The sequence below is a fragment of the Ammoniphilus sp. YIM 78166 genome (genome assembly GCF_004522215.1).
GTDB lineage: Bacteria > Bacillota > Bacilli > Aneurinibacillales > RAOX-1 > YIM-78166.
This window is the reverse complement of the sequence record NZ_SDLR01000004.1, coordinates 259,608-286,197: the sequence shown is the minus strand read 5'-3', so window position 1 is coordinate 286,197 and position 26,590 is coordinate 259,608. Positions and strand designations below refer to the sequence as shown.

The 26,590-nt window shown below is 41.9% G+C and carries 25 protein-coding genes and 7 tRNA genes; 25 read left to right on the top strand and 7 right to left on the bottom strand.

The genetic code is table 11. The features are described 5' to 3' along the window. Window positions 1-698: 698 nt before the first annotated feature. Complete coding sequence (gene hprK / locus EIZ58_RS18055) at window positions 699-1,631, bottom strand: HPr(Ser) kinase/phosphatase (RefSeq protein ID WP_134702276.1); 933 nt, start codon at window positions 1,629-1,631, stop codon at window positions 699-701. A 175-nt stretch (window positions 1,632-1,806) separates the two neighbouring features. Between hprK and dcuS the strand changes: the two genes are divergently transcribed. The 4 genes from dcuS (at window position 1,807) to EIZ58_RS18035 (ending at window position 6,545) form a co-directional block, all read left to right on the top strand. After that, a complete protein-coding gene (gene dcuS / locus EIZ58_RS18050; protein WP_134702275.1) occupies window positions 1,807-3,405 on the top strand; it encodes a DcuS/MalK family sensor histidine kinase in 1,599 nt (532 codons plus the stop codon). After that, window positions 3,402-4,118, top strand: a complete 717-nt coding sequence (locus EIZ58_RS18045; RefSeq protein WP_134702274.1) for a response regulator — start codon at window positions 3,402-3,404, stop codon at window positions 4,116-4,118. The genes dcuS and EIZ58_RS18045 overlap by 4 nt, the downstream gene beginning before the upstream one ends. A gap of 227 nt (window positions 4,119-4,345) precedes the next feature. Then, a complete protein-coding gene (locus tag EIZ58_RS18040) occupies window positions 4,346-5,605 on the top strand; it encodes a dicarboxylate/amino acid:cation symporter (protein ID WP_134702273.1) in 1,260 nt (419 codons plus the stop codon). Window positions 5,606-5,747: 142 nt separating this feature from the next. Continuing rightward, window positions 5,748-6,545, top strand: a complete 798-nt coding sequence (locus EIZ58_RS18035) for a fumarylacetoacetate hydrolase family protein (RefSeq protein WP_134702272.1) — start codon at window positions 5,748-5,750, stop codon at window positions 6,543-6,545. A gap of 62 nt (window positions 6,546-6,607) precedes the next feature. Here the strand turns inward: EIZ58_RS18035 and EIZ58_RS18030 are convergent, their stop codons facing one another. Further along, window positions 6,608-6,895, bottom strand: a complete 288-nt coding sequence (locus EIZ58_RS18030) for a transposase (protein WP_134702271.1) — start codon at window positions 6,893-6,895, stop codon at window positions 6,608-6,610. Between the two features lie 183 nt (window positions 6,896-7,078). Here EIZ58_RS18030 and EIZ58_RS18025 point away from each other — a divergent pair, with 183 nt between their 5' ends. The 6 genes from EIZ58_RS18025 to EIZ58_RS18000 all read left to right on the top strand — a co-directional run bounded on the left by EIZ58_RS18025 (window position 7,079) and on the right by EIZ58_RS18000 (window position 13,199). Further along, window positions 7,079-7,921, top strand: coding sequence for an ABC transporter substrate-binding protein (locus EIZ58_RS18025; protein WP_134702270.1), 843 nt, complete (start codon window positions 7,079-7,081; stop codon window positions 7,919-7,921). Window positions 7,922-8,025: 104 nt separating this feature from the next. Then, complete coding sequence (locus EIZ58_RS18020; RefSeq protein WP_134702269.1) at window positions 8,026-9,006, top strand: quinone oxidoreductase family protein; 981 nt, start codon at window positions 8,026-8,028, stop codon at window positions 9,004-9,006. A gap of 217 nt (window positions 9,007-9,223) precedes the next feature. After that, window positions 9,224-10,453, top strand: coding sequence for a CaiB/BaiF CoA transferase family protein (locus tag EIZ58_RS18015; protein ID WP_134702268.1), 1,230 nt, complete (start codon window positions 9,224-9,226; stop codon window positions 10,451-10,453). A gap of 67 nt (window positions 10,454-10,520) precedes the next feature. Beyond that, window positions 10,521-11,795 carry a 3-isopropylmalate dehydratase large subunit gene (locus EIZ58_RS18010; RefSeq protein WP_134702267.1) on the top strand — a complete coding sequence of 425 codons (1,275 nt, stop codon included), beginning with the start codon at window positions 10,521-10,523 and terminating at the stop codon, window positions 11,793-11,795. Continuing rightward, window positions 11,795-12,292 carry a LeuD/DmdB family oxidoreductase small subunit gene (locus tag EIZ58_RS18005; protein WP_134702266.1) on the top strand — a complete coding sequence of 166 codons (498 nt, stop codon included), beginning with the start codon at window positions 11,795-11,797 and terminating at the stop codon, window positions 12,290-12,292. Before EIZ58_RS18010 ends, EIZ58_RS18005 begins: the two co-directional genes overlap by 1 nt. Window positions 12,293-12,305: 13 nt before the next feature. Continuing rightward, a complete protein-coding gene (locus EIZ58_RS18000; RefSeq protein WP_134702265.1) occupies window positions 12,306-13,199 on the top strand; it encodes a hydroxymethylglutaryl-CoA lyase in 894 nt (297 codons plus the stop codon). Between the two features lie 15 nt (window positions 13,200-13,214). Here EIZ58_RS18000 and EIZ58_RS17995 read toward each other — a convergent pair whose 3' ends face one another. Next, window positions 13,215-13,865: a GntR family transcriptional regulator gene (locus EIZ58_RS17995; protein ID WP_167577781.1), complete on the bottom strand. Its 651-nt coding sequence runs from the start codon at window positions 13,863-13,865 to the stop codon at window positions 13,215-13,217. A 203-nt stretch (window positions 13,866-14,068) separates the two neighbouring features. On the opposite strand from EIZ58_RS17995, the gene EIZ58_RS17990 reads away from it, so the two are divergent. The 6 genes from EIZ58_RS17990 to EIZ58_RS17965 all read left to right on the top strand — a co-directional run bounded on the left by EIZ58_RS17990 (window position 14,069) and on the right by EIZ58_RS17965 (window position 21,027). After that, window positions 14,069-14,728: a GntR family transcriptional regulator gene (locus tag EIZ58_RS17990; RefSeq protein ID WP_167577780.1), complete on the top strand. Its 660-nt coding sequence runs from the start codon at window positions 14,069-14,071 to the stop codon at window positions 14,726-14,728. A gap of 60 nt (window positions 14,729-14,788) precedes the next feature. After that, window positions 14,789-15,817, top strand: coding sequence for a TAXI family TRAP transporter solute-binding subunit (locus EIZ58_RS17985; protein ID WP_134702262.1), 1,029 nt, complete (start codon window positions 14,789-14,791; stop codon window positions 15,815-15,817). Window positions 15,818-15,874: 57 nt separating this feature from the next. Then, window positions 15,875-17,875 (top strand): TRAP transporter permease, encoded by a 2,001-nt coding sequence (locus EIZ58_RS17980; protein ID WP_167577779.1) that lies wholly within the window; start codon window positions 15,875-15,877, stop codon window positions 17,873-17,875. A gap of 67 nt (window positions 17,876-17,942) precedes the next feature. Then, on the top strand, window positions 17,943-18,707 hold the full coding sequence (locus tag EIZ58_RS17975) for a maleate cis-trans isomerase family protein (RefSeq protein ID WP_134702260.1): 765 nt from the start codon (window positions 17,943-17,945) through the stop codon (window positions 18,705-18,707). Between the two features lie 136 nt (window positions 18,708-18,843). Continuing rightward, window positions 18,844-19,506, top strand: coding sequence for a GntR family transcriptional regulator (locus EIZ58_RS17970; protein ID WP_134702259.1), 663 nt, complete (start codon window positions 18,844-18,846; stop codon window positions 19,504-19,506). Window positions 19,507-19,632: 126 nt separating this feature from the next. Beyond that, window positions 19,633-21,027, top strand: coding sequence for an MFS transporter (locus tag EIZ58_RS17965; RefSeq protein WP_134702258.1), 1,395 nt, complete (start codon window positions 19,633-19,635; stop codon window positions 21,025-21,027). Between the two features lie 37 nt (window positions 21,028-21,064). Here the strand turns inward: EIZ58_RS17965 and EIZ58_RS17960 are convergent, their stop codons facing one another. Beyond that, window positions 21,065-21,280, bottom strand: coding sequence for a hypothetical protein (locus EIZ58_RS17960; protein ID WP_134702257.1), 216 nt, complete (start codon window positions 21,278-21,280; stop codon window positions 21,065-21,067). A 32-nt stretch (window positions 21,281-21,312) separates the two neighbouring features. Next, on the bottom strand, window positions 21,313-21,678 hold the full coding sequence (locus EIZ58_RS17955; protein WP_134702256.1) for a PilZ domain-containing protein: 366 nt from the start codon (window positions 21,676-21,678) through the stop codon (window positions 21,313-21,315). A gap of 170 nt (window positions 21,679-21,848) precedes the next feature. Between EIZ58_RS17955 and EIZ58_RS17950 the strand changes: the two genes are divergently transcribed. Then, a complete protein-coding gene (locus EIZ58_RS17950) occupies window positions 21,849-22,577 on the top strand; it encodes a C40 family peptidase (protein ID WP_134702255.1) in 729 nt (242 codons plus the stop codon). Between the two features lie 43 nt (window positions 22,578-22,620). Here EIZ58_RS17950 and rluF read toward each other — a convergent pair whose 3' ends face one another. Beyond that, a complete protein-coding gene (gene rluF / locus EIZ58_RS17945; protein WP_134702254.1) occupies window positions 22,621-23,325 on the bottom strand; it encodes a 23S rRNA pseudouridine(2604) synthase RluF in 705 nt (234 codons plus the stop codon). 257 nt (window positions 23,326-23,582) lie between these two features. Between rluF and EIZ58_RS35345 the strand changes: the two genes are divergently transcribed. The 8 genes from EIZ58_RS35345 to EIZ58_RS17905 all read left to right on the top strand — a co-directional run bounded on the left by EIZ58_RS35345 (window position 23,583) and on the right by EIZ58_RS17905 (window position 24,765). Next, entirely contained in the window at window positions 23,583-23,852 is a 270-nt protein-coding gene (locus EIZ58_RS35345; protein WP_134702253.1) for an adhesin, read from the top strand. Window positions 23,853-24,050: 198 nt separating this feature from the next. After that, a tRNA-Glu gene (locus tag EIZ58_RS17935) sits at window positions 24,051-24,127 on the top strand. Window positions 24,128-24,134: 7 nt separating this feature from the next. Next, a tRNA-Gly gene (locus EIZ58_RS17930) sits at window positions 24,135-24,210 on the top strand. 8 nt (window positions 24,211-24,218) lie between these two features. Continuing rightward, window positions 24,219-24,292, top strand: a tRNA-Gly gene (locus EIZ58_RS17925). 49 nt (window positions 24,293-24,341) lie between these two features. Then, a tRNA-Ile gene (locus EIZ58_RS17920) sits at window positions 24,342-24,418 on the top strand. 11 nt (window positions 24,419-24,429) lie between these two features. Further along, window positions 24,430-24,506 (top strand) — tRNA-Val (locus tag EIZ58_RS17915). Window positions 24,507-24,510: 4 nt separating this feature from the next. Beyond that, window positions 24,511-24,586, top strand: a tRNA-Thr gene (locus EIZ58_RS17910). Between the two features lie 103 nt (window positions 24,587-24,689). Beyond that, window positions 24,690-24,765: transfer RNA gene (locus EIZ58_RS17905), tRNA-Ala, on the top strand. A gap of 731 nt (window positions 24,766-25,496) precedes the next feature. Here the strand turns inward: EIZ58_RS17905 and ytvI are convergent. Continuing rightward, complete coding sequence (gene ytvI / locus EIZ58_RS17900; protein ID WP_240689167.1) at window positions 25,497-26,558, bottom strand: sporulation integral membrane protein YtvI; 1,062 nt, start codon at window positions 26,556-26,558, stop codon at window positions 25,497-25,499. Between the last annotated feature and the right edge of the window lie 32 nt (window positions 26,559-26,590).

Genomic DNA, 26,590 nt, shown 5'->3' with positions numbered 1-26,590 from the left:
GTAAGTTGGATTCAAACCCACGTTTGCTTGCACTCTAACGGTTTTCAAGACCGCCCCGTTATGACTACTTCGGTAGTATTCCCCAAATAATATGGCGCCTCTTGACGAACTCGAACCTCCAGCCTACCAGTTAATAGCCGGTTGCTGCACCATTGAGAACCGAGGTATGCCTTATCGACGGAAATGATTATATTACAGTCTTGAAATGTAATTTACTGGTATTAAAACTAAAGAAAAGACTCCTTTTAATAAATTGTTAATCTAACGGGGATCTATAGTGAATTAAGAAAAGTAAAAAAGCTGTTTTCCTACAATTGAAGGAAAACAGCTTTTTGATACATGTATGGTGGAGCAGAACGGGATCGAACCTCCAGCCTACCGGTTAACAGCCGGTTGCTCCATTATTGAGCTACTGAGGAATGTCTCACTGACAAAATAGATTATATTATGGACTTGAAAGTAGATCAAAGGCAAATTAATGGTATGAAAGCCAAATAAAAATAAGGTTTTTCAAGTAAACCTAATTATACAAAACATAAATGTAGACATTCATAAACTGTGAGTCGGAGGTTCGAGTCCCCTTGGGGCCGCCATGAAATACAAAGGTGCCAGCAGGTTCAATATGAAAAATAGAACAAAACAGGCGATTCAGGCCTGTTTTTTATATAAATTTTTTAAAAAGAATAGCCTGTACTATTTTATTCCATACTAGCTTTCGAAAAAGCCTCAATCCGATTCATAAATTCCTCTGCTGCGCTGTAGCCTTCCTGTCGCAGAAACCAGTTATTTGCAGCCACTTCAATTAATCCTGCTACGTCCCTTCCAGGCTGGAGCTGGATTTCAATTGAGGGGATTTGGACACCCATATACTCTATGAATTGAGGTTCTTTTTCTAGTTCGTTATTTAAGGCATCTTTTTGCCATTTTATTAACTTAATATCAAGAGCAATCCGTGTTTCGTCTTGAAATGCCCTTCTCCCATATAAGCGGACCACATTTAACAACCCGATACTGCGAAGAGCTAAGAATTCTTTAGTCTTTTCATCATGAGTACCCAATAGAGTTTGCGGACTAAGCTTCTTTAGGACAACGATATCATCTGCTACGAGCCGATGTCCCCTACGAATTAAAGTATGAGCTGTCTCACTTTTTCCCACTCCTGAGCTACCACGAAGTAAAATCCCTATCCCGGATACATTGACACAAACGCCATGCAATGCCATTTCAGGTGCTAATTCTTTAACCAAGTAGGCATCCAATTTGGTAATAAATTCAGAAGTCGTTTCCACTTTGTTTGTAACTAACAAAGGGATCCCCTCTTCAATACAATGATGGGTTAAATAGGTCAGTCCTTCTTCGCCGGCAGTAACGATAAAACATGGGGGATGATATTTTACTACATTCCCAATCCGTATTTTGCGTTCCTCTTTACTTAATTTGTGCAAATAGTTGACTTCTTTTCTTCCTAGGACCTGAATGCGTTCCTCTGGAAAAAAATCAAAATGACCGACAAATTCAAGGCCAGGTCGATGCACCCGTGATTGCGTTATGGTTTTACTTAATTGATTTTCCCCTGCTAATACTTTCATGGAAAACTTCCGTACCAATTTTTCAACTGTAATACTTTTCACTCTTGAGTCACCGTCCTAAATAGCCATTTATGTTTGAATTATACTTAATTTAACTCCGAAAGTCATGACAGGCGGGATACGGGGGATGTGTAGTATAAATACAGTCCACTTTTTTTTACGAGCCTTAAGTTTTAAAATAAGGAATGATATAGAGCTTATCTAAAGAAGGTGTGCCATGAGGTTATATGTTTCCATCTCCCTTTTAGTTTGTGGGATTGTTTTGTTTTCACTGGTTGTAACAGATATTTTGATTTCAAATCGAGTGGCTGAGAGAGCGGAACAAACGATGTCAGAGAAAGCCATGATTGTGGCCCGTATGATCGCAAACACCCCTCTAATCATTCAGGAACTGGAGAGAAGCGATGATCAGGGAGAAATTCAAAGAGTATCTACAAATATGGTCCAAGCCTCCGGGGTGGATTTTATTGTGGTCATGGATATGGATGGAACCAGACGATCTCATCCGGATCCAGAGAGGATTGGAGAGCACTTTGCAGGCGGAGATGAAGGACCTGTTTTGAATGGACAGGAATATGTTTCCGTTGCTAAAGGAACGTTGGGTATGTCTTTACGTTCGTTTGCCCCTATCTTTAACTTAGAGGGAAAGCAAATTGGAGCAGTTGCTGTTGGGATATTTATTCAAGATGTGGAACAGGCGATCTCAGAGGAAAGGAAATCCTTACTCCTGGGGATTCTTATGGGGGGCGTGATTGGGGTCCTGGGTGCCTTGTATCTGGCAAGAAGAATTAAAAAGGTTCTTATCGGTTTAGAGCCCAAAGAAATTGCAAAGCTGCTGAAGGAACGAAGTGCTATCTTGAATTCGACGAAAGAGGGGATTGTGGCTGTTGATGAGAACTTGCAAATCACACTTGCCAATGATGAGGCGAAAAGGATTTTCAAAAAGTCACAAAAACTGCTTGATGAACACGAGTTGATCGGAAAACCTATTGGGACCGTCATTGAGGATTCTCAATTAGATCGGGTACTCGAGTCGGGAACAGCAGATGTTGATGCTCAGTTGCAATTTCATGGATTATCCTTACTTGTAAATCGAGTACCTGTGGTGGTAGAAGGAAAGGCCCATGGGGCGATTTTGACGTTTCGGGATAAAACGGAAATGAGGCAAATTACGGAACAGTTGACCGGGATTACGATTTATGCAGAAGCCTTACGTGCTCAGACGCATGAATTTATGAATAAGCTTCACGTGATATTAGGCATGGTTCAGTTCGAATTTTATGATGATCTTCAGAATTATATCCAAAAAGTAACCGAGCAGTACCAAGAGGAAATGGGGTTTATTATCCGTAGGATTCAGGAGCCTGTTTTAGCTGGTTTTCTATTGGGAAAGATGAGCTATGCCAGAGAGTCTGGAGCTATATTGATTTTAGAGGAGTCATCCTGGATCCCAGATACTTTATCTGAAAATATGATCCACGAGATCATCACCATCATGGGAAACTTGATTGACAACGCGCTGGATGCGGTCAAAGAAACCTCTGTTCGTGAAGTAACGGTCAAAGTGGAGTGGGTAGATGAAAAAGTCGTATTGTTGGTACAGGATACTGGTAAGGGGATGAATGAGGAGACTCTTCAGTACATTTTTAATAAGGGATACTCCACGCATGGGTTTGGACGTGGCTTGGGTTTGCACCTTGTGCAGGAACGCATCCAACAATTAAAAGGCAAACTGGAGGTTACATCTACGCAAGGAAAAGGAACGAAATTTACATTAAGCTGGCCTGCTGTTGGCAGAGAGGAGGGGCGATCATGAAACCGGAAATCCAAGTATTAATCGTTGAGGATGATCCGATGGTGGCGGAATTTAATCGGCGCTATGTTGGAAAAATCCCGGGGTTTTCAATAAAAGGAACTTGTGGCACGGTTCAGCAAGCAATGGCTCATATTCAGGATCATGAAGTGGATCTAGTGTTATTAGATCTGTATATGCCTGGGGATCATGGCTTAGAATTTCTTACCCATATTAGAAAACTTGAGCGTGATATTGACGTCATCGTGATTTCAGCGGCTTCGGATATGAAGACCGTACAAAAGGCCTTACGGTTAGGGGCCGTCGATTATATGATCAAGCCGTTTGAGTTCGAGCGCTTGAAGAAATCATTAACTAAATATCGGGATGATCGGCTATTCATTAAACGGCAGGAGGCTATAAATCAAGAGGATCTAGATAAAGGATTGCTCTATCGAGACAGCACGGCAGATTCGCTTCCCATGCCTAAAGGTTTAACCAAGACAACGCTGAAGGTGATATGGGATCATGTACTGCAAAATACGAATATAGAATTCACATCTGAGGAGTTTGCTCAACAGATTGGCATCTCAAGAGTTTCGATTCGAAAGTATCTTCATTTTCTAAAAGACGTAGGCATTTTAGAACATGAATTACATTACGGAACGATTGGCAGACCGTATAGTGTTTTTAGGCTTGATGAGACTAGAAAAGAACGGATTCACAACTATTTGTAAGTGATCGACGGATCACTTACTTTTTTTTACAGAATAAGAACGTATAAACTTCTTTGTATTATCCTCCTTATTCTGCATAAAAAACTTCCTCTAAAGGCGGTCTGGCTTCATTGAATTTACTCCGATGAAGTTTTTTTTATTTCCAAAAGTCTTTTCATAGTTTCAAAAAAATACAGCGGAGCCAAAAGGCTGTATGATAAGAAAAAACATAAGGATGGTGAGGTAAGTTGAAATTTAATCCTAAGAGTCTGACTACTCAAGTTATTCTTGCTATCATATTCGGCATCCTGTTCGGTGCGGCATTTCCTGCGTATGGGGCTGAGCTAAAAGTTCTGGCCGATATCTTTATTAAAATGGTAAAGATGATTATTGCACCGATCGTATTTCTCACGATTGTAATTGGAATCGCGGGTATGGGTGATCTGAAAAAGGTAGGTAAAATTGGAGGAAAAGCGTTACTCTACTTTGAAATCGTATCCACCATTGCTCTTGCCATAGGGATCTTTATTGCAAACGTGTTTAAAGCAGGAGAAGGCTTTGATGCCTCAAATGTTGCTAAGGGAGATGTTTCTAAGTACACAGAGCAAGCGGCCCAAACCAGTCACGGCATGATGGACTTTATCCTATCGATCATTCCGGACAGCTTTGTCGGGGCTTTTGCCAAGGGTGAACTCCTTCCCGTATTATTTATTGCCGTCTTGTTTGGGTGTGCTTTAGCGGCCATGGGCAAAGGCGGAAAGCCGGTTATTGAATTCTTTGAGAAGATTACCGAGGTCTTGTTCGGTATTGTTAATATGATCATGAAGGTTTCTCCCATCGCGGCCTTCGGGGCCATGGCTTATACTATTGGAAAATTTGGATTTGGTTCATTGGTTTACCTGGGGCAGTTGATGGCTTCCGTCTATACAACGATGGCTCTGTTTATCATCTTTGTGCTCGGAGCGATCTGTAAGATTTATGGTTTTAATATCTTTAGCTTTATTCGTTACCTTAAAGAAGAGATTCTTTTGGTAATCGGTACGTCCTCATCTGAGGCGGCACTTCCGAAGATGATGGATAAGCTTGAGAAGTACGGATGCTCGAAATCAGTAGTAGGTCTTGTTCTACCCACAGGTTACTCCTTTAACCTAGATGGGACCTCCATCTACTTGTCTATGGCTGCCTTGTTCATCGCCCAGGCTTATGGAGTGGACCTTACTTTAATGGAACAACTAACCTTGTTGGGCGTACTGATGCTTACCTCTAAAGGTGCAGCGGGGGTTACGGGTTCCGGCTTTGTTACCTTAGCAGCTACTTTGGCTGTATTCCCATCGATTCCAGTTGAAGGAATGGCATTGATATTAGGAGTAGATCGTTTCATGTCCGAAGCTCGTGCCATCACGAACTTAATTGGTAACGGTGTAGCCACTGTTGTTGTGTCTAAAATGGAAGGTGAGTTTACACCGAATGTCGTAGAAATGAAAGATAACAAGTCCTATATCGCTTAGTTGTTCTAGGGGAATCTGCTCTTATAAAAAAGCAGATTCTTCCTTTTATTGTTGGAAGAGTTTGGAATATTACAAGAATGGATACTGAGCCTTTCTTGTGTTAATATGACTTTTAGAGATAGAAAAGAGGGAGTGGAAATTAATGCAGGTACTGCAAAAAACACAGAAAATTGTTCGTTATCAGAATCAACAGAACCAAGTCTTTTATGGAATTGTCGAGGATGACGTCATACTCCAGTTATCTAGTAATTTTAACGAGATTATCAACAAAGAATTAAAATATGACGGTGTAAAAGTAAAGTATAGTGACGTGAAAATCCTTGAGCCGGTTAAACCTTCTAAAATTATCAATTTTGGATGGACGTATGCAGAACATGCGAAGGAAACAGGGGGCAAGCCCAATCTCAAAGAGCCTTTTTTATTTCTAAAGCCTGCTTCTTCTCTTATTCCTAACGAAGGGAACATTACATTGCCTCCGAGCCATTTATCCAATCAGGTTGAATTGGAGGGGGAAGTAGCCCTTGTAATTGGGAAGCGTGGAAAAAATATTAAAGAAGAAGATGCCCTAGACTATGTTTTCGGCTGCACGATATTTAATGATGTAACAGCGAGAGACCTTACGAAAAGGGATCCTCAGTTTACACGGGCTAAAGGGTTCGATACATTTGGGCCACTAGGTCCATGGATTGTGACGGGTATTGATCCAACCAATTTACGAATTGTTACGACTTTGAATGGAGAAGTCGTACAAGATGGGAATACGAATCAAATGTCTCTTTCCATTCCTTTTCTTATTAGTTGGATTTCTCAAGTCATGACACTAGAACCAGGGGATGTTTTGGCTACGGGTTCACCATCTGGAAGTTGCCCGATGAAATCGGGAGATGTTGTAGTTGTTGAAGTAGAGGAAATTGGTAAGCTTCGCAACTATGTAATATAGAAAATACCCAAGTTTGAGGAGCAGCGGACAATGGCTGCTCCTTTTTGATTTTTATCCTTCCATCATACGTCCTCACTCATCCTTCGAATCAACTGGTATAGGGTGTATACCAGTAAGTAATATCCTGCTAATAAAAAAAATGGATTTAAGAAAATGCCATGAATATGGGTCATAAAAACAGTGTTGTCTCTAATAATTCTGTACACTGCGAGAGCTGCTAGATTACCAAAGACAATCGCTGATAGAACGGAAAGTCCATTAAAGATCAGACGTGCTTTACTTTTGTTTTTTTGAGCAAGAAACATAATCAAAGGGATAACGAGATTACCTAGAATAATCATAACGTTCATAATGATCACCTCACATTCATTATGAACATAAACAAATCGCTCCAACCACATAACAACTAAAACTAACTTAAACTAATAAAACACAACAAAAACTATTGATTAATTGGTAAAATAAGCATATTATTTTTATTGGGGATAGGTAAATATCCATCGGGGACAAAACAAAGGTTGGGGGAGAAAAAGATGAAAAGAAAAGCATCGTTTGCTTTAGTGTTTAGCCTGTTGTTCGCCCTTCTCATTACAAGTATGGGAGCGGCACAAACAAGCAATCCCGTCTATCAGAAGGTTGCTGCCGAAAAAGAATTGATCCTAGCTACAACAACAAGCACGCAAGATTCAGGCTTGCTGGATTACATGCTACCTGTTTTTGAGAAGAAGTTTAATGTGAAGGTTAAAGTTATTGCTGTTGGTACTGGACAAGCCATCCAATTGGGTAAAGATAAAAATGCAGATGTAATCCTCGTGCATTCCCGAAGTGCAGAAGATGAGTTTGTTAAAGGCGGTTTTGGTCATAAGGCCCATGATGTGATGTATAACCAGTTCCTTATCGTAGGCCCTAAGAATGATCCAGCTAAGATTAAAGAGGCGAAAACTGCTGTGGAAGCGTTCAAAAGAATGGCGGATTCGAACAGCAAGTTTATTTCTCGCGGGGATGATTCGGGTACACATAAGAAAGAATTAGCAATCTGGAAGAAAGTTGGCCTCCAACCAACTGGAAAATGGTATATCTCAGCCGGCCAGGGAATGGGAGAAACTCTTCGTATGGGAGAAGAGATGGGAGCTTATGTATTAACGGATGAAGCAACCTTCTTGACCAACAAGACAGGGCTAGTCAATGTAAGCTCTGGGGATAAAGAATTATTTAACCCATATGGAATTATTCAGGTTACCGGGACCAAGAAGCCGGCTGCGGCTAATGAGCTGATTTGGTTTTTTGTAAGCCCGCAAGGACAGAAGATGATCAGTGAATTTGGGAAGGAAAAGTATGGGAAGGGGCTTTTCGTTCCAAGTCCTAAAGCTAGGTAAGATAAGTGGAGGCAGTCCTCTGTTGAGGGCTGTTTTTTTATTCTGGAGAAAGGAAGTATTCTCCGTAACGAGAATTACTAAAGATAAAAAGGAGGAGATAAGCAATGAAGGCCATGATGGTTACTCGATTTGGAGGACCCGAAGTATTAGAAGCGAGAACGCTAGAGGTGCCGAAACCAAATTCGAAGCAAGTCTTGATCCGGGTAGAAGCGACTAGTGTTAATTTTGCAGATATTAAAGCAAGATATGGGAAATACCATGGAGCAAGTCAACCGCCGTTTATCCCAGGACTAGATGCAGCAGGGGTCATTGAGGCAGTGGGAGAAGAGGTTGAAGAGCTAAAGGTGGGACAACGTGTCATAGCCTTCCCCAAATCGGGAAGCTATGCCGAGTATATCGTAGTAGATGAAGCGCTTACGTTTGTGTTGCCTGAAGGTATTGGTTTTGATATAGCTGCGGCATGTCCTATCGTTTCCTTTACCTCGTATAGGCTTTTGGCGAATGTAGCTAGGATAGAACCGGGTGAGACTGTTCTAATCCATGCTGCAGCGGGCGGGATCGGAACCACAGCAATTCAGCTAGCTAAGCTATTAGGGGCTGCTAGAGTAATCGGTACAGTGGGAAGCGAAAATAAGGTCCACATGGCGTTAGAGGCGGGGGCTGATCATGTAATCCATTACGGGAAAGAAGGCTTCGCTGATCAAGTCAAGGAGCTTACCAACGGTGAAGGAGCGGATGTTATCCTTGATTCGATTGCGGGGTGGGTGACAGAGGAGAGTTTACGTTGCTTAGCGTATTACGGACGACTCGTGAACTTTGGAAATGCAAGTGGAGAAGCAGGGCAAATTAAAACATCTGATCTTCATTCAAGCTGTCGTTCCCTTCTAGGATTTAGTCTAGGGACAACAAGAAATAAGCGTCCACATCTTCTTCGGGAAACAGCGGATCGAGTTCTCCCTTATCTGGCCAATGGCCAGTTGCAGATCAAGATTGGTCAAGAGTTCTCGTTGGAGGAGGCCTCCGCTGCGCATGATTGGGTGGAAAGTAGAAAGAGTACGGGTAAAGTGGTCCTGCGTGTACGGTAATTTATAAATTATTTAAACAGAAGGCTGTTCCTTAAAGCTCGGTAATAACCTGCTTTAAGGAATGGCCTTTTTATTTTTCTAATGAAAGCGGATTTAATATTTGTGTTTTTAAAAAATTTGATCTTGACCTAGATGGGATAATTGATTTAATATTTCAATATAGATAACAGTCGACAGTAAACAGTAAACATATATTGATTAAAGAGGAGTGTTTAGGATGAAAGAAAAAGCGTTAAAAGGGTTGAAGGTCCTTGAGATGGGACAATTAATTGCAGGGCCCTCAGCAGGACGCTTATTTGCAGAGTTTGGGGCAGAAGTAATTAAAATAGAGAGCCCAGATACAGGAGATGCCATCCGTTCATGGCGTGTAGTGGAAAACGGCACAAGCTTATGGTGGTACGTTCAGTCAAGAAATAAAAAATCAGTGGCGTTGGATTTGCGACAAGAGGAAGGTCAAGAAATCATTCGCAAGCTAGCACAGGAAGTCGATATTATCATTGAGAACTTCCGACCAGGAACGATGGAAAAATGGGGAATTGGTTACGAACAATTGAAAGCGCTGAACCCAGGCATCATCATGATTCGCATTAGCGGTTATGGTCAAGATGGCCCTTATCGGGATAAACCGGGATTTGGTTCGATCGGTGAGGCAATGGGTGGGCTTCGCTACCTCACTGGATATCCGGATCGTCCTCCAACCAGAGTGGGTGTGAGTATCGGGGATTCCATTTCCTCTCTTTACGCGGTAATCGGAGCGATGATGGCTGTTTATCATCGGGATGTAAAAGGGACGGGTCAAGGGCAGTTTGTCGATGTGGCATTATACGAGTCCATATTCAGCATCATGGAAAGTATGTTGCCAGAGTATGATCGAAAAGGGATTATCCGTGAAAGAACAGGAAGCACCTTGCCAGGGATTACGCCATCGAACACGTATATTTGTAAAGACGGGAAGTATGTGGTTATCGGTGCGAACGGTGACGGGATCTTTAAACGATTGATGATCATGATTGGACACCCGGAATTAGCAGAGGACCCTCGCTTTGAGAGCAACGCCTTGAGAAGTGAGCATGCCGAATACTTGGATTCTATCATTGAAGAGTGGACCAAAAGTCTCGATTTAGCCGATGCAATTCAAGCACTAGATGAGGCGAAAGTACCGGCAGGCTCGATCTACTCCATTGAAGACATTGTTGCCGATCCTCATTATCAAGCTCGCGGGATGATAAGAGAAGTGGAAGTCGACGGAATAGGCAAGATGAAAGTTCCAGGTATTGTTCCAAAACTAAGTGAAACCCCTGGTGACATTGATTGGGTGGGGCCAAAGCTAGGCGAACATACCGAGGATGTCCTGAGAGATTTCTTGAAGTTGGATGAAGGCTACATTAACGAATTAAAGGACAAGGGAATCTTCGGAAAAGAAAAGGAAGAGGGAGTTAAGAACTAATTTTTTTAAGCAATTGTTGTTGACAGTATACAGTAAACAATAAATTGGAGAATAAAGGAGGATTCCTATGGGAATGACGATGGCTGAAAAGATCTTGGCTAGAGCATCTGGAAAAAGCGAGGTCAAAGGCGGAGAGATTGTTTGGGTAAAGGTCGACATTGCCATGATGCATGATCTATTGGGACCAAGATTAATTAATAATGGCTTTCGCAAGTTAGGCGGGAAGCTATTTGATAAAGAAAAAGTAGTCGTTGTTTCCGATCATTGTACTCCTCCGGCAACCGTACAACAGGCTGATATTCTGAAATACACGAGAGATTGGGCTAAGGAGTTTGAGTTGCCTTATTACTATGAATTTGAAGGGCCTTGTCACCAAGTGATTGTCGAGCATGGTCATGTTCAGCCAGGGCGCTTAATCTTGGGAACGGATTCCCACACGTGTATGGCCGGTGGGATGGGGGCTTTTGCAACCGGTATTGGGTCCACTGAAATGATTGGTGTGCTTCTGACAGGAGAAACTTGGCTTAAAGTACCCGAGACGATCCAAGTAAATTGGGAAGGGAGCATTCCAGCTGGAGTGTATTCAAAAGATTTGATTTTAAAGACAATCAAAGATCTTGGACACGCCGGAGCGACATATCAAGCCTTAGAATTTACGGGTAGCGCGATACGGAAAATGACACTAGATGAAAGATTGGTAATGTCCAATATGGCGGTTGAGGCTGGGGCTAAAACTGGATTAATTGAACCAGATGAAACGGTTGTAAACTTCCTTAAGGCAAGAGGCGTACATGAAATTGATTTTATCAAAAGCGATAGCGATGCACACTATCATCGCGTACTAACTTATAATGCTTCAGAATTGGAACCACAGGTGGCCTGCCCTCATGAAATAGATAATGTCCATCCTGTTCGTGTCGTGGAAGGTACCCATGTAGATCAGGTGTATCTGGGATCATGCACCAACGGACGGATAAGTGACCTTCGCATTGCCGCTAAAATCTTGAAAGGCAAAAAGATCGCCAAGCATATTCGATGCCTGGTGGTACCTGCCTCACAGGCGATCTGGATGCAAGCGAGTAAAGAAGGGATCTTAGATATATTGACGGAAGCTGGATGTATCGTGAATATGCCATCTTGCGGAGCTTGTGGAGGATTTACAAGCGGCGTCATCGGTGCAGGGGAAGTGGTGATGTCCTCCTCCAACCGTAACTTTAGAGGAAGAATGGGAAGTGCCCAAGGGGAAATCTATATTGGTTCGCCGGCTACGGTTGCAGCCACTGCTATTGAAGGGAAGATTGCGGATCCAAGAAAGTATCTTTCAAAGGAGATGATGGTGTAATGTCAGAGATCATTCGTGGCCGAGTATGGAAGTACGGAAATAATGTGAATACGGATATCATCTCTCCTGGACAATATATGAGTCTGTCCATTGAGAAGCAGGCAGAGCATGCCATGGAAGCCATTGACCCTGACTTTGCAAAGAAAATCAAACCGGGAGATATCTTGGTTGCCGGCGATAATTTTGGCTCTGGATCGAGTAGAGAAACGGCACCCTTAGTCTTAAAGCATTTGCAGGTTGGGGCAATTGTGAGCCACTTTTTTGCAAGAATCTTCTATCGCAATGCGATTAATATTGGGCTTCCCGTTGTGGAGATGGTGGATACCTCTTTTTTCCAAGAAGGAGACGAAATCGAAATTGATCTACTGGAGGGAAAGGTTCGAAACTTAACCCAAGGTACGGAATTTGAAAGTACCAAACTACCAGAGCATTTAATAGAAATGGTTTCCGTTGGTGGGCTAGAAGCTTATTTAGCTAAGCGAATGGGGATTGTATAGGGGGCTGTCTGTCATGAATTTACCGAAAAAAGTGGAGATTATCGAAGTAGGCCCGCGTGATGGGCTCCAGAATGAAGCAAACTTTATCCCAACTGAAAAAAAAATAGAGCTCATTCATACTTTGTCCCAAACTGGGATTAAAAGAATTGAGGCAACCTCTTTTGTTCATCCTGTTCATGTTCCGCAAATGAAAGATGCAAAGGAAGTATTAGAGGGAGTTCAACGCAAGGAAGACATTCAGTATATAGCGCTGATACCCAATGAAAAAGGATATGAGCGAGCTCGTCAGTCTCATATTGATGCCGTTGCCCTTGTGGTCGGAGCAAGCGATTCTTTTAACCAAAAGAATGTCCGAATGTCCCGAAGAGAGTCGATGGATCGTCTAAACCAGGTGATTGAACAAGCAAAAGGCGAAGGGGTTTTCGTCCGGTATGACATTGCCACGTCATTTTGGTGTCCGTATGAAGGGGAAGTGGATCCTTCCGTTGTATTGGAAATGGTCAACCAAGTTGAAGCGCTTCAAGTAAACGAAATCGTCATCTGTGACACCATTGGAAGAGCTAATCCGAAACAGGTGTATGATTTATTCTCGAAGGTGATGGACCAGTCACCGCGAGCGCAGATCACGGCTCATTTTCATGACACCTATGGGTTAGCCCAAGCCAATGTAATAGCTGCTTTACAGGCAGGTGTAACAGCGTTTGACAGCTCGATCGGCGGATTAGGCGGATGTCCGTTTGCGCCTGGAGCAGCAGGAAACGGCTCTACGGAGGATCTCGTGATGATGCTTCATGAGATGGGAATTGAAACGGGGATTAATCTAGAAAAACTGATGGAGTGTGTAGAACTCATCCGTCCCTTAACGGAACGACCGCTTACCGGTCATCTTCATAAGGTAAAAAAATAAGGGGCAAATTGCCCCTTATTGAATGAGTGTATAGGAAACGCTTAGATTTTTTTCGATATGGGATCTCATTTCCATTTCAGCCTTGTTCTCGTCTCGTTCCAGTAAAGCCTGGTAGATTCTTTGATGTTCGTCCGCAAAGGTAAGGAAGTTTTGATAGAAGTTGCGGATAATGGAGTTTCTTATATAGGAGATCTTGGCTTGAATAATAGACATAAGCGAGATTAGCTGTTGGTTTCCTGAGGCCTCTATAATTAAGTCATGAAACTGTTGATCGAGTCGCCCGATTTCCTTACTATCGTTTTGTTGTATAGCTCTCTGAGTTTCTTGGATGTTTTGCGCAAGCTGCTGGAGCTGACTATCGGAAATGTTCTTGGCAGCAAGCCTTGCAGAAAGAGATTCGAGGCTTTGACGGCATTGAAAAACTTCAACGATCGTTTGCGTTGTAGGATTAATTAAATAGACTAGTCCCTCTTTTTGTTCTAGTAATCCGTCTTGGATAAGCATTCGGATCGCTTCGCGAACCGGAGCTCTGCTTACACCAAGACTTTCAGCTAATTTCACCTCAACAAGGCGATCTCCAGGCTGATATTCGCCTTCTATAAGCATTCTCTTCACAATGTGGTAGACCTGATTATGAAGAGGTTCAGATTTTTTAATTTTGGACATCTGTAGACCCTCCTGCCATAGTGTCTTTAGAGTAACACAAACGATGATGGATTTCCTAGCTGATGAACTGGCTAAAAGAAAAACAATTCCTAACATTTTAATGGGTTAAAAAAGTGAGTGTTTTCTGTTGACAGTAAACCGTGAACCGTGATAATCTAGTTTCAAGAAAGGGATTACAAAAGGATAACGCGATGAGACAAATTATGAAATCAGAACCCCTTCACAGTCAGGTTTATCAGACGATGATGCAAATGCTTTTTGAAGGACACTTTGAGCCGGGGGAAAGAATTATTGAGCTGAAATTAGCGGAGAGGTTAGGAGTCAGCCGGGGCCCCGTTCGAGAAGCAATACGGATGCTAACTAAAGATGGGTTATTGGTAGATCATGATGGAAGCGTTTGTGTATATAACCCCATCCTGAAAGATATTATCGAAGTGTACCAATGTAGGGAATACCTCGAATCTTTAGCTGCAAGGCTTGCTGCAGAAACAGCAACGAAGCAACAGATTCAACAATTAGAGGCGGTGCTAGAGAAAACTGGGCAGGCGATAGCCCTGGAGGACAAGAGGCAGATCGTGAAGTTGAATACGGCATTTCACGAACTCATCGTTATAGCGTCCGGCAATCATCAGCTAATTGAACTTATGACCATGTTGAAAAATAAAGTGCAGTATATGAGAAACACCCTGTTTAATCTGTATTATAGGAAAGATAATTACCTCGAAGAACACTACGCCATATATAATCAAATCGCCCAAGGAAATGCGGTTCAAGCTGAAGCCGAAATGAAAAAGCATATCCAAAATGATTTGAGAGCGTTTTACTCCTTGTATAACAGAACATTAGTTAAAAAGGTCAATTAACTATAGGTTCTACTATAGTTGGGCTTAAACTATAAAAAATGTAGGGGGATTAATAGACAGATGAAGAAATTTTGGAAGATTACCAGTTCACTCGTTTTAGCCATGTCTTTAGCAGCTTGCGGTTCTAGTTCCACTTCTACTCAACCAGGACCAGCTGGCGATGCAAAGCCGGCAGATGCAGCAACATCCGGTCAAAAGCTACTGTTAAACATTGATGCAGCCCCAACGTCTACACCGTTCTATGCTTATTATGCTGCTGTCTCTCAGGCGATCAATAAGCACGCTGGCGATGTAGTAGAAACGACAGTCGTTGAATCTGGTGGAACGAAGGTAAATGCAACGAACCTACAACAGAACAAAGCGGACATTGCATTCATGGCTAATGATGTGGGATATGAGTCGTATGCTGGTGAAGGTGAATTCGAAGGAAAGAAGAATGAGAACATTCGTATATTATGGAACTTACCTGCTAGCCAAATGCACTGGGCGGTAACGGTTGATTCCGGTATCAATTCCTTCGAAGAGCTCAACGGAAAACCATTTAACCCAAGTACCATCGGTGGTGGTGGGGAGTTTATCACCTTCAAGGTCTTTGAAGAGCTTGGTTTTAAACCGGACTTCAAGCGCATGAAGCTAGATCAAGCAGGAGAACAAGTGATCAACGGCACACTAGTGGGATTCAGCTACAATGGTCAAGCCCCAATATCGAAGTTTACAGAAGTTCATGCACAAAAACCACTTAAGATTCTTTCCTTAACGGATGCACAGATTGATCAAGTGCTACAGAAATATCCATACTTCATCAAGTCTACGATTTCTGGAGATGCCTATAAGGATATTGCCGAAGCTCAAACAATTGGTGTATATATGAGCACAGTTGCTAACAAAGATGTATCGGATAATGTGGTTTATGCAATGACAAAAGCTTATTGGGATAATATTGGTGAAGTGGAAACCGCATTCCCTGCATTAAAAGGAATTACAATTGAAGAAACGATTAATAACGCTCCATTCCCTCTTCACAAGGGAGCAATTAAATACTACGAAGAAAAAGGATTTACCGTTCCTGCTGAATTAAAAGTAGATTAATGACAAAGGAGGAGTGGCTTGGCCACTCCTATCCTTCTTAAAAAAGAGGTGAATAACATGAATAACGCTGCTCCAGAGGTTGACTTAGAAAGCTATCGCGAACAAGAACGGCAGTCGTTCAAAAATCCCAAGAACTTAAATCAGATTGGGTACCAAATTTTAAAAGTTCTTTCAGTCATCATGGTGGTGTTCCACGTTTATACCGCATACGCTGGAAACTTTGTTACTCAATCGGCCATTCACTTTTTATTTGCTTTAACGTTAGTATTTTTTGTTTATCCATTTAGGAAGAAGGAGAATCCCACTCGCGTAGATGCCGTGATGGATAAGCTGGATATAGTATTTGCGGTATTAGCCATCATTCTTAACGCTTACTTCATCTATCATGCTGAAAGAATCATCGTGGAGCTAGGCTACTTAACGCCAACCTCTATGGACATCCTAATGTCCTTTATCACGCTTATCCTCTTGTATGAGGGAGGACGACGAGCGACGGGAGGGCTGTTATTCCCCAATTTAGCTCTAATAGCTACGCTTTATACGGTTTTCGGCAACATGCTAGTCAATGTCCCGTTTCTAGCGCAATTTGCCCACCGGGGTATAGGATTTGAAGATTTTGCAATTGAGATGTATATGGGGCAAAAAGGGATATTCCAAGCTGACTTATTAGCGACGGGTGCTCAAACGATAGCGATCTTCTTAATTTTTGGTTCGGTTCTACTGTTAACAGGTGGTGGAGAGGTATTCATTCTTTTGTCGACTGCGATTGCTGGGCGTCTAGTCGGTGGTCCTGCTAAAGTAGCGACACTTTCTAGTGGTTTGTTTGGAACGATTAGCGGAAGTACAGCAGCCAATGTGGCTACAACCGGAGTATTTAGTATTCCTTTAATGAAGCGTTATGGGTATAAGCCTAAATTTGCCGGTGCGGTTGAGGCCGCGGCTTCCTGTGGTGGTCAAATTTTGCCTCCTATTATGGGTGCTGCCGCGTTTGTTCTCGCTGAGGTAGCCCAGGTTGATTATTTTAAAGTGGCTGCGGCTGCGGTCATCCCGGCTCTACTCTATTATTTTGGTGTATGGATGTCGGTCCACTTTGAAGCGAAGCGCCTAGGACTTAAGCCGATTGAAAAATCGGAAATGCCAAAAGTACGCGACGTCATATTTAGTGCAAATGCTCCTGCTTTGTTTATACCTTTATTTGTTCTAATTACTACCCTGTTTATGGGGATGACGCCGGTCCGCTGTGCGTTCTGGGCTGTTATTGCGGCCGTTGTTGTTTTCTTGATTCAATCCACTATTCAAGGAAAAGTGAAAGAAGCCCTCTTTAAGCTGGTTGATGCTTGTGTGGATGGGGCTCGAACTATGGTCATGATAGCCTTGATACTTGCTGTGGCTCAAGTGGTTGCTTCTGTTATTGGAATTACGGGAGTTGGGGCGAAGATCTCGGCGATGCTCGCATCATTCGGACAAGAATCTCTATTGTTAACAGTTTTCTTCGGAATGGTATTAACCATTTTGCTTGGAATGGGTGTTCCTACCGTTGCTGCTTATATGCTTTCTGCATCTGTTATTTACCCAGCTTTTGCAGCTGTCGGGTTACCATTGTTAGCTTCTCACTTGTTCATTCTTTACTTTGCCATCCTTTCTGGGATTACGCCACCGGTTGCTTTAGCCGCGATGGTTGGTGGAGGAATTGCCGGTTCAAAGGCTTTAGAGACGGCCATTACTGCGTGTAAGATTGGACTTGCCGGATTCCTTATCCCTTACATGTTCTTATTTAACCCTGCGTTGCTAGGGGAAGGAGAATGGCTTACCATTCTATGGTCCGTGGGAACAGCCATTGTAGGGGTTACGGCCCTAGCAGGCTCAACAATTGGATTTGTTGCAGCACCGCTCCATTGGGTTACACGCCTGATCTTATTAGCTACAGCGATTATGCTTATTCACCCAGGCTGGATGACGGACATTGCTGGCTTTGTTATTTTGGGAGTCGTTTACTTTGGACAGATGGCAAGTGTGAAAAAGAATAAAGTGGAAACGAATGAAAAAATTGCGGTGTAAAAGATAAAGAAATCCGGTTCGTAAGAAAAGAAAAAATAATATAAATAGGGTTAGGAGAGATAAAGTGATGAGCAAAAACTATAGAGTAGGATTAATTGTACCTAGTTCCAATACAACGATGGAGACGGAAATTCCGATGATGCTTCGCTGGAGAGAAGAAGTAGAGGCGGAACGCTTTACTTTCCATTCCAGCCGTATGCGTATGATGCATGTTACGAAGGAAGAGCTAACCAAAATGGATGTAGAAAGCGATCGTTGTGCGGTGGAATTATCCGATGCCCGTTGCGATGTGTTGGCCTATGCATGTTTAGTGGCGATTATGTGCCAAGGTCCTGGCTATCATGAAATTTCAGAAGAGCGATTAGGAAAAATTGCGGAACAAACAGCGGCAAAGGTACCTATCGTAAGCAGTGCGGGTGCGCTTATTGAAGGAATTCGTGCCATTGGGGCGAAAAAAGTATCGATTATTACTCCGTATATGAAGCCATTAACCAACATGGTCATTGAATATCTGAATGCCAGCGGAATTGAAGTCATCGATTCCATCAGCTTAGAAGTAGCTGATAACCTTGAGGTAGGAAGATTGGATCCGATGAACTTGGTTAATATTGCTGATCAATTAAACATTACAGGTGCAGATGCTGTTGTTCTATCTGCATGTGTCCAAATGCCATCCTTGCCAGCCATCCAACAGGTTGAGGATAAGCTTGGTTTGCCTGTTTTGTCTGCTGCAAGCTCGACAGTATACAAAATTTTAAATGAGCTAAACCTTAAGCCTGTGGTTCCAAATGCAGGAAGCTTATTGTCTGGAAAAATTCAAGCAAAAGTCTAAATGAAGAAGACAGCGCAGGCTGTCTTTTTTCATTTTTCAGTATTTATTCATTAGATCTCATTGCAAAAGCCCACTTAGGATGATATCTTAAAAAAGAATTAAAATCTAATGAGGCTTTAGAGAATGAGGGATATTCATGGAAATACAAAAGGCACAACCCCTTCATGAGCAAGTCTATCATATCCTTCTCAACATGCTTTTGGACGGGGAGTTTGAACCGGGGGAACGATTGGTTGAGACGAGGCTTGCTGATCAGCTCAATGTAAGTAGAGGACCTATTCGTGAGGCCATTCGCATGCTAATTAAAGATGGACTTCTTGTTCAACAGGGGAATACCGTTATAGCCTATCGAGCAACGTTAGAAGATATTATTGGTGTTTACCAATGCAGAAGCAGTTTAGAATCTCTTGCTGCACGCCTATCCGTTCATCACATGACAGAGGAAAAAATCACATATTTAACCACCAATATATCGAACACAAGGATAGCCGTGTTAGACCAAAAGGTCCAAGATATTGTTAGATTGAATACAGAGTTCCATGATTGTATTATTGAATGCTCTCATAATGATTCATTGATCCAGCTAATGAAAGGCATCCGCATGAAAATATATTACATGCGTAATAATATGTTCCGTAACTTTTACCGGGATGATGAATATCTGGCTGAACACCAATCTATTCTCGATGCTATCCAAGAGCGCTCAGAGGTAAAAGCGGAGGAAATGATGAAAGTGCATATTAATAATGATTTACAAGCTATGACTGAACTATTTAATCAAAAATTAAATAAGGAATAGATCAAAAGAACCGATTTTCTGAGGGACGACCGAGGGAGCGGTTTTTTCTATTTTTTTATTGACTAAATTGTACATCTATTTTATGATGTTTACAGTCGACAGGAGACAGTTTACAGAAAGGAAGGGATGGCTACGCATAATATATCACTTCTCGTTGATAATCAACCCGGGGTGCTTGCGCAATTATCCGAATTGTTTGGACGGCAAGGGCATAATATTGAAAAGATAAAAGCGGAGTATCAAAAGAATCGAAAACTAACGAAGATTAATATTTCTGCTACGATTAAGGAAGAACAGTTTGAAGCATTATTACTTGAATTAAAAGCGTTAGCTCATGTCCAGTATGTTGATGCTAGCATGCATCGTCGGGTTTCATTTTGGCTCATTGCTTTTTGCTTATTTATTACCTTATTAGGAACGAACCTTCCTGCCCCTTTATACACGTTATATCGACAGGAATGGAATTTATCATCTGCACAAATTACGTTTGTGTATGCTCTCTATGCTCTAATTGTAATACCAACTATTGTACTAGTTAATCCCTTATCCGAGCGTTACGGTATAAAAAAGGTGCTTATTCTAGGCGTATCTTTCTCTATTTTAGGTTCCTTAGGATTTGCTTTATCACAAGGCGTTTGGGGATTAATAGGATCTAGAATTTTTCAAGGTCTTTCAGTAGGTATGCTGAATGGATTAGCCGTAGTAGCTATGACCCGTTTTCATGAAAAGCATGATAAAATTAAAAGCGCTTTTATTGGAGCTATTTCAGGTACATTAGGCAATGCTTTGGCTCCATTAGTCTCAGGAATCGCCGGAGTATTGAGCTCACATCCTTTACAATTTCCATATATGGTTCATGTCTCTCTGGCTATCTTAGGGTTAATAGGACTAATCCTAGTGTTGGAAAATAGAACGTTAGCGAAAAGTTCTCTGCATTTTCAAATACCTGAAGTTCCTCGAGCACAATGGAAATCCTTTAAATTATCATCCTCCACCTCTTTTTTATCATGGGGCGTGATGAGCTTAATGTTATCCATTTTGCCAACGTACCTGCATTTATTTATTGGACAATCCAGTTTGATTACCTCAGGTATTATGGTGGCTTTAGTCTTGGGTCTATCGACAATCAACCAGATTCTTCTAAAGAGGCAACCTATCAAGAGGTTGATTGTACTGGGATATATTTTACTGATCTTAGGTCTCTCAGGAATTGTGTTAACACTCATCACTCACTCCATACTCTTATTAGTATTTTCCGTGGTTTTAATAGGACTGGGAAATGGACCGAGCTACGCAGGAAGTTTAGCTTATCTCAATCAGGTATCCATGGATGAATCAAGGCCGCAAGTAATTTCTTGCTTTTTTGTTATTACGTATCTAGGGATTAGCCTTCCTATACTTACCCTTGGTTTAATAGGTCAATGGGTAGATTTAACGATAACGATTCAATGCTTTGCCTTTATCATGATCATCATGATGATGATTAGTATGTATGATTGGTTAAAAACAAAAGAAAGCTGAGCCAAGAAAAAAATGCAGGCTTGATCTTAAACCTAGATCAAGCCTGCATTTTGGCTTTTTGCTCTTTTTCTTTCTTGATCGCTCTTAGTTGGCTAAGGTAAAGGAAGATTTTTTCTTTCCCGTTTACTTTCATGTTGTGGAGAATGTAGTTGACATCCCCTTCCGTCTTAATTACTTCTTGAGCCATTTTTCTTATGAATTCTGGCTTGTCGGAGAGCTCAAGCACATCAATGACATATTTCTTAAATAACATCGGTAGACCTCCTCGTTTATCAATCGTCTAATCTAACTTGCACTGTGTCCCAGTATCTTTTCGGATAATTTTTTTATGATATGGGTAAGGAATTTATGCTCCTCTAAAAACTGAACCCCATAATCAAATGTAGAATCTTGAAGTTGTTCAACTCTTACAATCTTCCCGTGAAAGGAGAGGTCGTGACCGGTGAGCAATAAAGCGAACTTATATAAGATTACCTCTGTTAAAGGAAGTCTAAGGTCTGTTGAGAAACGTAAGCCATTGCCACTAATATCTTTAATTAGAATGGGGGCTTTTTTCGTTGCTACTTTGCGGTTTCGAATCTCAGTGATCTCAATAGTTCCTTTAGCAGGCTCTTTGAAATAATATCGATAATGTTTTCGACGTCCCAGCACTGCTGTTGCAAGCCTCCTTTAAGGGATTCTATTGTTCTATATATTGAATTATACTACAGAATATATTCGGTGGAAAGAACAAAAATGGTATAAACTAGAATATTATTGTTAGAAATCCTTTCTCTAAAGGTGGGAATAATTTAAGTATTAAACGAAAAGGTGGATACAGCATGAGGAAGTTGATCACCGTGAGTCTTCTATTGTTTATTACCGGTTGTGGACAGGGCCAAAATTACGGAACGACGGCTACTTTTGAGACGCCAACAGATGCGAAAGCTTTTAATGCGGAGTTGCTACAAAACGATCCACTATTCCAAATGGGGGATATGGGAATCGAACGTATTCTCTATAACGAACAAGTGTCATCGAAAGGTTCCTCGATTCAACACCATCAAGCTCATGATTATCGACTTCATCGAGTCAACCCTAATCCATCTGTCTCTCCCCTGAATGGGAGCTATAGAGAAAATGTAATTGCCAAAGGGTTAAGCTTTCTTGGAACCCCATACCAGTATGGATCTGACAGGTCTAATCCTCGTGTTTTCGATTGTTCTGACTTTGTGAGGTGGATCCACTTATCTGCACTAGGGATGGACTTGCCTAAGGATTCAAGGAGCCAAGCTCGGTATGTCGATCAGTTTTCCTCCAGGAGAATCTGGAACATCCATCATGCGAGAAGAGGAGACTTATTATTTTTTATGCCTTATAAAGGTCCAACTAGAGATAGTTATAAAGGGGTTAATAAAGCGAACGAGACGATTACCCATGTGGGTGTCTATTTAGGCGATGGGAGAATGCTCCATACAGCTAGCCAAAGAACGGGTGGAGTACGAATAGATAATGTCTTTAACAATCATTATGAGTTTCGTTTCATGAGGGGAGGCAGCGTTCTTCCTTAAGCATATAGGACTCCTTAAAAGGAGTCCTAAGAAGGGGGCTCAGCTACGATTTTGGGGTATAATGAAGACTTTCAAAAAGCTCCTGGAGCTCTTTTTTTGTCAGGTCACGCCATTGTCCGATTTTCAAATCACCTAAATGGATGTTCATAATACGAACACGCTGCAAACGTCGGACTTGGTATCCAAAGGCCATGCACATACGGCGAATTTGTCGGTTAAGTCCTTGTGTTAGGATAATGCGAAATACCCGATCCGACATCTTCATAACTTTACAGGGGAGGGTTTTGGTTCCCAGTATCCGAACTCCCCCAGCCATACCATGTAAAAATGCCGGAGTAATAGGCTTGTCTACGGTAACAATATATTCTTTTTCATGTTTGTTTTCGGAACGAAGAACTTTATTGACGATATCTCCATCATTGGTTAGTAAAATCAAACCATCTGAATCTTTATCTAGTCTTCCAATAGGAAACACCCGCATCGGATGATTAACGAAATCGATGATATTTCCGCGGATATGACGTTCCGTGGTGGAAGTAATGCCCACCGGTTTATTTAGGGCAATATAGACTTGCTGTGGTTTGAGTTGCAAAGGGCGGTTATCGACTCGCACGTCATCTCCCGGCTGAACTTGACTTCCCAGTTCGGCTACAACACCATTAATGGTTACACGGCGATCTGCAATCCATTTATCTACTTCACGCCGAGAGGTAATGCCTGTTTCACTTATGTACTTATTGATTCTCAAGGATAGCCCACCTTTAGAGGATAGTTTCATTGATAAGATAACACAAACAGCTTATGCTATGCACATCCAACAAACGACTAAGATCTGTTAGACTTAAACGGTTGATAATTGGTGACAACAAATAGGTGGACATCTTAAATAGTGTCCATTGTTCTGATCTGCCTGCGGGTAAATCAAGAACACATCGCCCTCTTTAGAAGTCCAGGTTTATGTGGTATGGTTGTCTAATATCGCCAGTCCAAGGGGGTTAGATTCGTATGAAAATTACAGATGAAGCAAAAACGATGATTGAAACGGTTATGAAGGATAATGGTGCCAGTAATATTCGGATTTTCTTTGCAGGCTTTAGCTGAGGTGCTCCCAAGCTAGGGTTGGCTCTGGATGAGCCACAAGGTGATGATATTGTAGAAACAGTAAACGGTATTCAAGTCGCTATAGACAAGCGTGTCGAAGAGCATGTTAAGACTTTAGCACTGGATATCCAAGGTTCTAATTTAGTGATGACAGGTATCGATAGCTGCTGTTAAGGTCAAAAGAAAGTCAGAAGATATCCTTCTTCTGACTTTTTTGTACAGGCCAACTTTTTCCTAGTGACGACTTGAGGTTTTTATGCTAAATTTATTTATGTGCAAAGCGATGTTAAAGCAATGATTCAAGAGAAAAATAAATGCTTGACATTATTATTAAAATGGTTTAATATTAATTTCGCTATCACATTTACTACTGGCCCGTTGGAGAAGCGGCTTAACTCACATGCCTTTCACGCATGCATTCAGGGGTTCGAATCCCCTACGGGTCACCATCTTATTGCGGACGTAGCTCAGTTGGTAGAGCACAACCTTGCCAAGGTTGGGGTCGCGAGTTCGAGTCTCGTCGTCCGCTCCATAACAAGCGCGGGTGTAGTTCAATGGTAGAACTCCAGCCTTCCAAGCTGGTCGCGTGGGTTCGATTCCCATCACCCGCTCCATAACTTGAATCTATATTTACCGTTGGTGTTATTATAGATAGCAGCAAGAGGGCCCATAGCTCAGCTGGTTAGAGCGCACGCCTGATAAGCGTGAGGTCGGTGGTTCGAGTCCACTTGGGCCCACCATAACTTAATCTGGACGATTAGCTCAGTTGGTTAGAGCGCTACGTTGACATCGTAGAGGTCGGCGGTTCGAATCCGTCATCGTCCACCAATAAGCCGGCTTAGCTCAATTGGTAGAGCACCTGACTTGTAATCAGGGGGTTGAGGGTTCAAGTCCTTTAGCCGGCACCATTTATTGAATTCCTACTACGTCGAGTAAGCTTCTTGTTGGAATTCGATTGTAGTCCCCGAAGGGGGCACCAGTTTTGAATTTCCCTGAAGGCGACACACGTATGGGGCATTAGCTCAGCTGGGAGAGCGCTACACTGGCAGTGTAGAGGTCAGCGGTTCGATCCCGCTATGCTCCACCATACATAATACAATCTTACCCTGTTCCTCTAATGAGGGGCAGGGTTTTTAGTTTAGTTCATAAATAATGGAATTGACACATAAACTCTTTAGTGGAATGAAATCATTCTGGACTTTTCATCTAATAATCCTTATAATGTTGCCTTGTCGAATGTTTTTATTTTTTTACATCCTCTTTTGGCCTTCCTTATTTAAGGAAGGTCTTTTTTAGTCGCGATGATCACGAAACCAAGCAACTTGCTCCCACACCGGTAATGATTCCAAGTGGGCGAGCAGGTTTTTTCGAGGTTTAGTGTGATTTTAGCCTGGTTTTTAAAAGTGCAATCTAAACTTCGGTTTAGAGCCTTTCATTCCAAGCTGATTTTTTAAGTAATTCCGCTTTTATTTTTCGTCTATACCCTTTTTTAGCCCCGAACACTCTCGCTCGTGGGTGGATGCTCACAAAATTTTTGATTTGATCACGGAAAAGTGACGTTTGATCACGAGTTGGTATCGTTTGTTTACGTACCTGTAACCATTCCAGCTAATCTTGGAGGTTTGGTCACGATACTCGGTGAGTTGCTCCCGAACCCGTAATGGATACAATTAAGATTTCTCGGGAAGCGATCGGGCATCCCGGATCACCCTGATTTTCATATAAACCGGTAATGGTTTCAGTTCTCTGGAGCACCTTGTTATGTTCATACCCCCACAAAAAAAAGACAGTGCTCTCAATGAACACTGTCTTATGCGATTAAATCTTAAAATCCGTCCTGATTATCCCAACCTCGGAGGCTGAACGAATGGCAATGAGGACTAAGGGTCCAATGATCATGCCTAGGAAGCCAAAGAAGTAAAAACCGAAGTATAGGGATAGAAGGGTAGGTAATGCTGATAATCCAATTTGGTCACCCATGATCTTAGGTTCTAATGTTCTTCTTAGAATGAGCAGGATAATGGTAAGGATGAGTAGCTGCAATCCCATGGTGGTATTTCCAGAGATTAAGGTATAGAGAGACCAGGGCAACAGGATAACGATGGATCCGATCAAGGGGATCACGTCGATAATCCAGATAATGATGGCCATGATCAGGGCGTTCTTAGGTGTGATGTAAAGCAAACCGACATAAGCGACAATAAAAATAACAATGCTGATTAAAACTTGGGCCTTCAGGAAGCCGGTAAAAACTCTGCTTAACTTTGTAAAAATATAATGAAGTTTGTTTCTTGTATTCTCTTGGAAGTGACTATAGAAATTGTGGATAATCCCCGGCATATCTAAACTCACTAAGAATAAGGTGATGAGATAGATCAGCGTGACAATGAGCATGTTCGGTATACTTTGAATCCATTCGGCGATCGTAGGAATGGCATTTTGGGAGAGCATTTGAGTTTTGGCTAGGGTTAATTGGCTCTGTTGCTCAAGTTCTCGAATGATCAGGTCCTTTTGTGGAAGATCAGCAATCGCCCGGTTAAAATCTCGAATAAGTTCTTCTAGGAAGCGAGTGATTTCGACCACGTAGTGCGGGAGTCGATAAATAAATTTAATCGCTTCTCGAACTAAATAAGTAATTGTAAAGTGCATCACGATTCCAATGGCCAGTACAAATAAAGTAAAGGTAATGGATACGGGAACGAGGCGCTTGTCGGTCTTAAGTCCTTTTTGGAACCATTGGACTAGAGGTTCTAGGGCTAAAGCGGTAATAAACGCGAGCAAAATCGGAATGAAGACGGAGAATTGAAAGTAAATAAATACAAGCAGACCAAGTATAATTAGCCATTTTAATGTTCTTCCTAGTAAAATCTTTCTGTCCAACTTCATTCTCCTTTTTCTGGTGTAAGATTCAA

Coding starts and splice junctions, on each gene's coding strand:
- dcuS (WP_134702275.1), top strand. CDS start 1,807: ATGAGGTTATATGTTTCCATCTCCCTTTTAGTTTGTGGGATTGTTTTG.
- EIZ58_RS18045 (WP_134702274.1), top strand. CDS start 3,402: ATGAAACCGGAAATCCAAGTATTAATCGTTGAGGATGATCCGATGGTG.
- EIZ58_RS18035 (WP_134702272.1), top strand. CDS start 5,748: ATGCAGGTACTGCAAAAAACACAGAAAATTGTTCGTTATCAGAATCAA.
- EIZ58_RS18030 (WP_134702271.1), bottom strand. CDS start 6,895: ATGAACGTTATGATTATTCTAGGTAATCTCGTTATCCCTTTGATTATG.
- EIZ58_RS18025 (WP_134702270.1), top strand. CDS start 7,079: ATGAAAAGAAAAGCATCGTTTGCTTTAGTGTTTAGCCTGTTGTTCGCC.
- EIZ58_RS18020 (WP_134702269.1), top strand. CDS start 8,026: ATGAAGGCCATGATGGTTACTCGATTTGGAGGACCCGAAGTATTAGAA.
- EIZ58_RS18015 (WP_134702268.1), top strand. CDS start 9,224: ATGAAAGAAAAAGCGTTAAAAGGGTTGAAGGTCCTTGAGATGGGACAA.
- EIZ58_RS18010 (WP_134702267.1), top strand. CDS start 10,521: ATGGGAATGACGATGGCTGAAAAGATCTTGGCTAGAGCATCTGGAAAA.
- EIZ58_RS18005 (WP_134702266.1), top strand. CDS start 11,795: ATGTCAGAGATCATTCGTGGCCGAGTATGGAAGTACGGAAATAATGTG.
- EIZ58_RS18000 (WP_134702265.1), top strand. CDS start 12,306: ATGAATTTACCGAAAAAAGTGGAGATTATCGAAGTAGGCCCGCGTGAT.
- EIZ58_RS17995 (WP_167577781.1), bottom strand. CDS start 13,865: ATGTCCAAAATTAAAAAATCTGAACCTCTTCATAATCAGGTCTACCAC.
- EIZ58_RS17990 (WP_167577780.1), top strand. CDS start 14,069: ATGAAATCAGAACCCCTTCACAGTCAGGTTTATCAGACGATGATGCAA.
- EIZ58_RS17985 (WP_134702262.1), top strand. CDS start 14,789: ATGAAGAAATTTTGGAAGATTACCAGTTCACTCGTTTTAGCCATGTCT.
- EIZ58_RS17980 (WP_167577779.1), top strand. CDS start 15,875: ATGAATAACGCTGCTCCAGAGGTTGACTTAGAAAGCTATCGCGAACAA.
- EIZ58_RS17975 (WP_134702260.1), top strand. CDS start 17,943: ATGAGCAAAAACTATAGAGTAGGATTAATTGTACCTAGTTCCAATACA.
- EIZ58_RS17970 (WP_134702259.1), top strand. CDS start 18,844: ATGGAAATACAAAAGGCACAACCCCTTCATGAGCAAGTCTATCATATC.
- EIZ58_RS17965 (WP_134702258.1), top strand. CDS start 19,633: ATGGCTACGCATAATATATCACTTCTCGTTGATAATCAACCCGGGGTG.
- EIZ58_RS17960 (WP_134702257.1), bottom strand. CDS start 21,280: ATGTTATTTAAGAAATATGTCATTGATGTGCTTGAGCTCTCCGACAAG.
- EIZ58_RS17950 (WP_134702255.1), top strand. CDS start 21,849: ATGAGGAAGTTGATCACCGTGAGTCTTCTATTGTTTATTACCGGTTGT.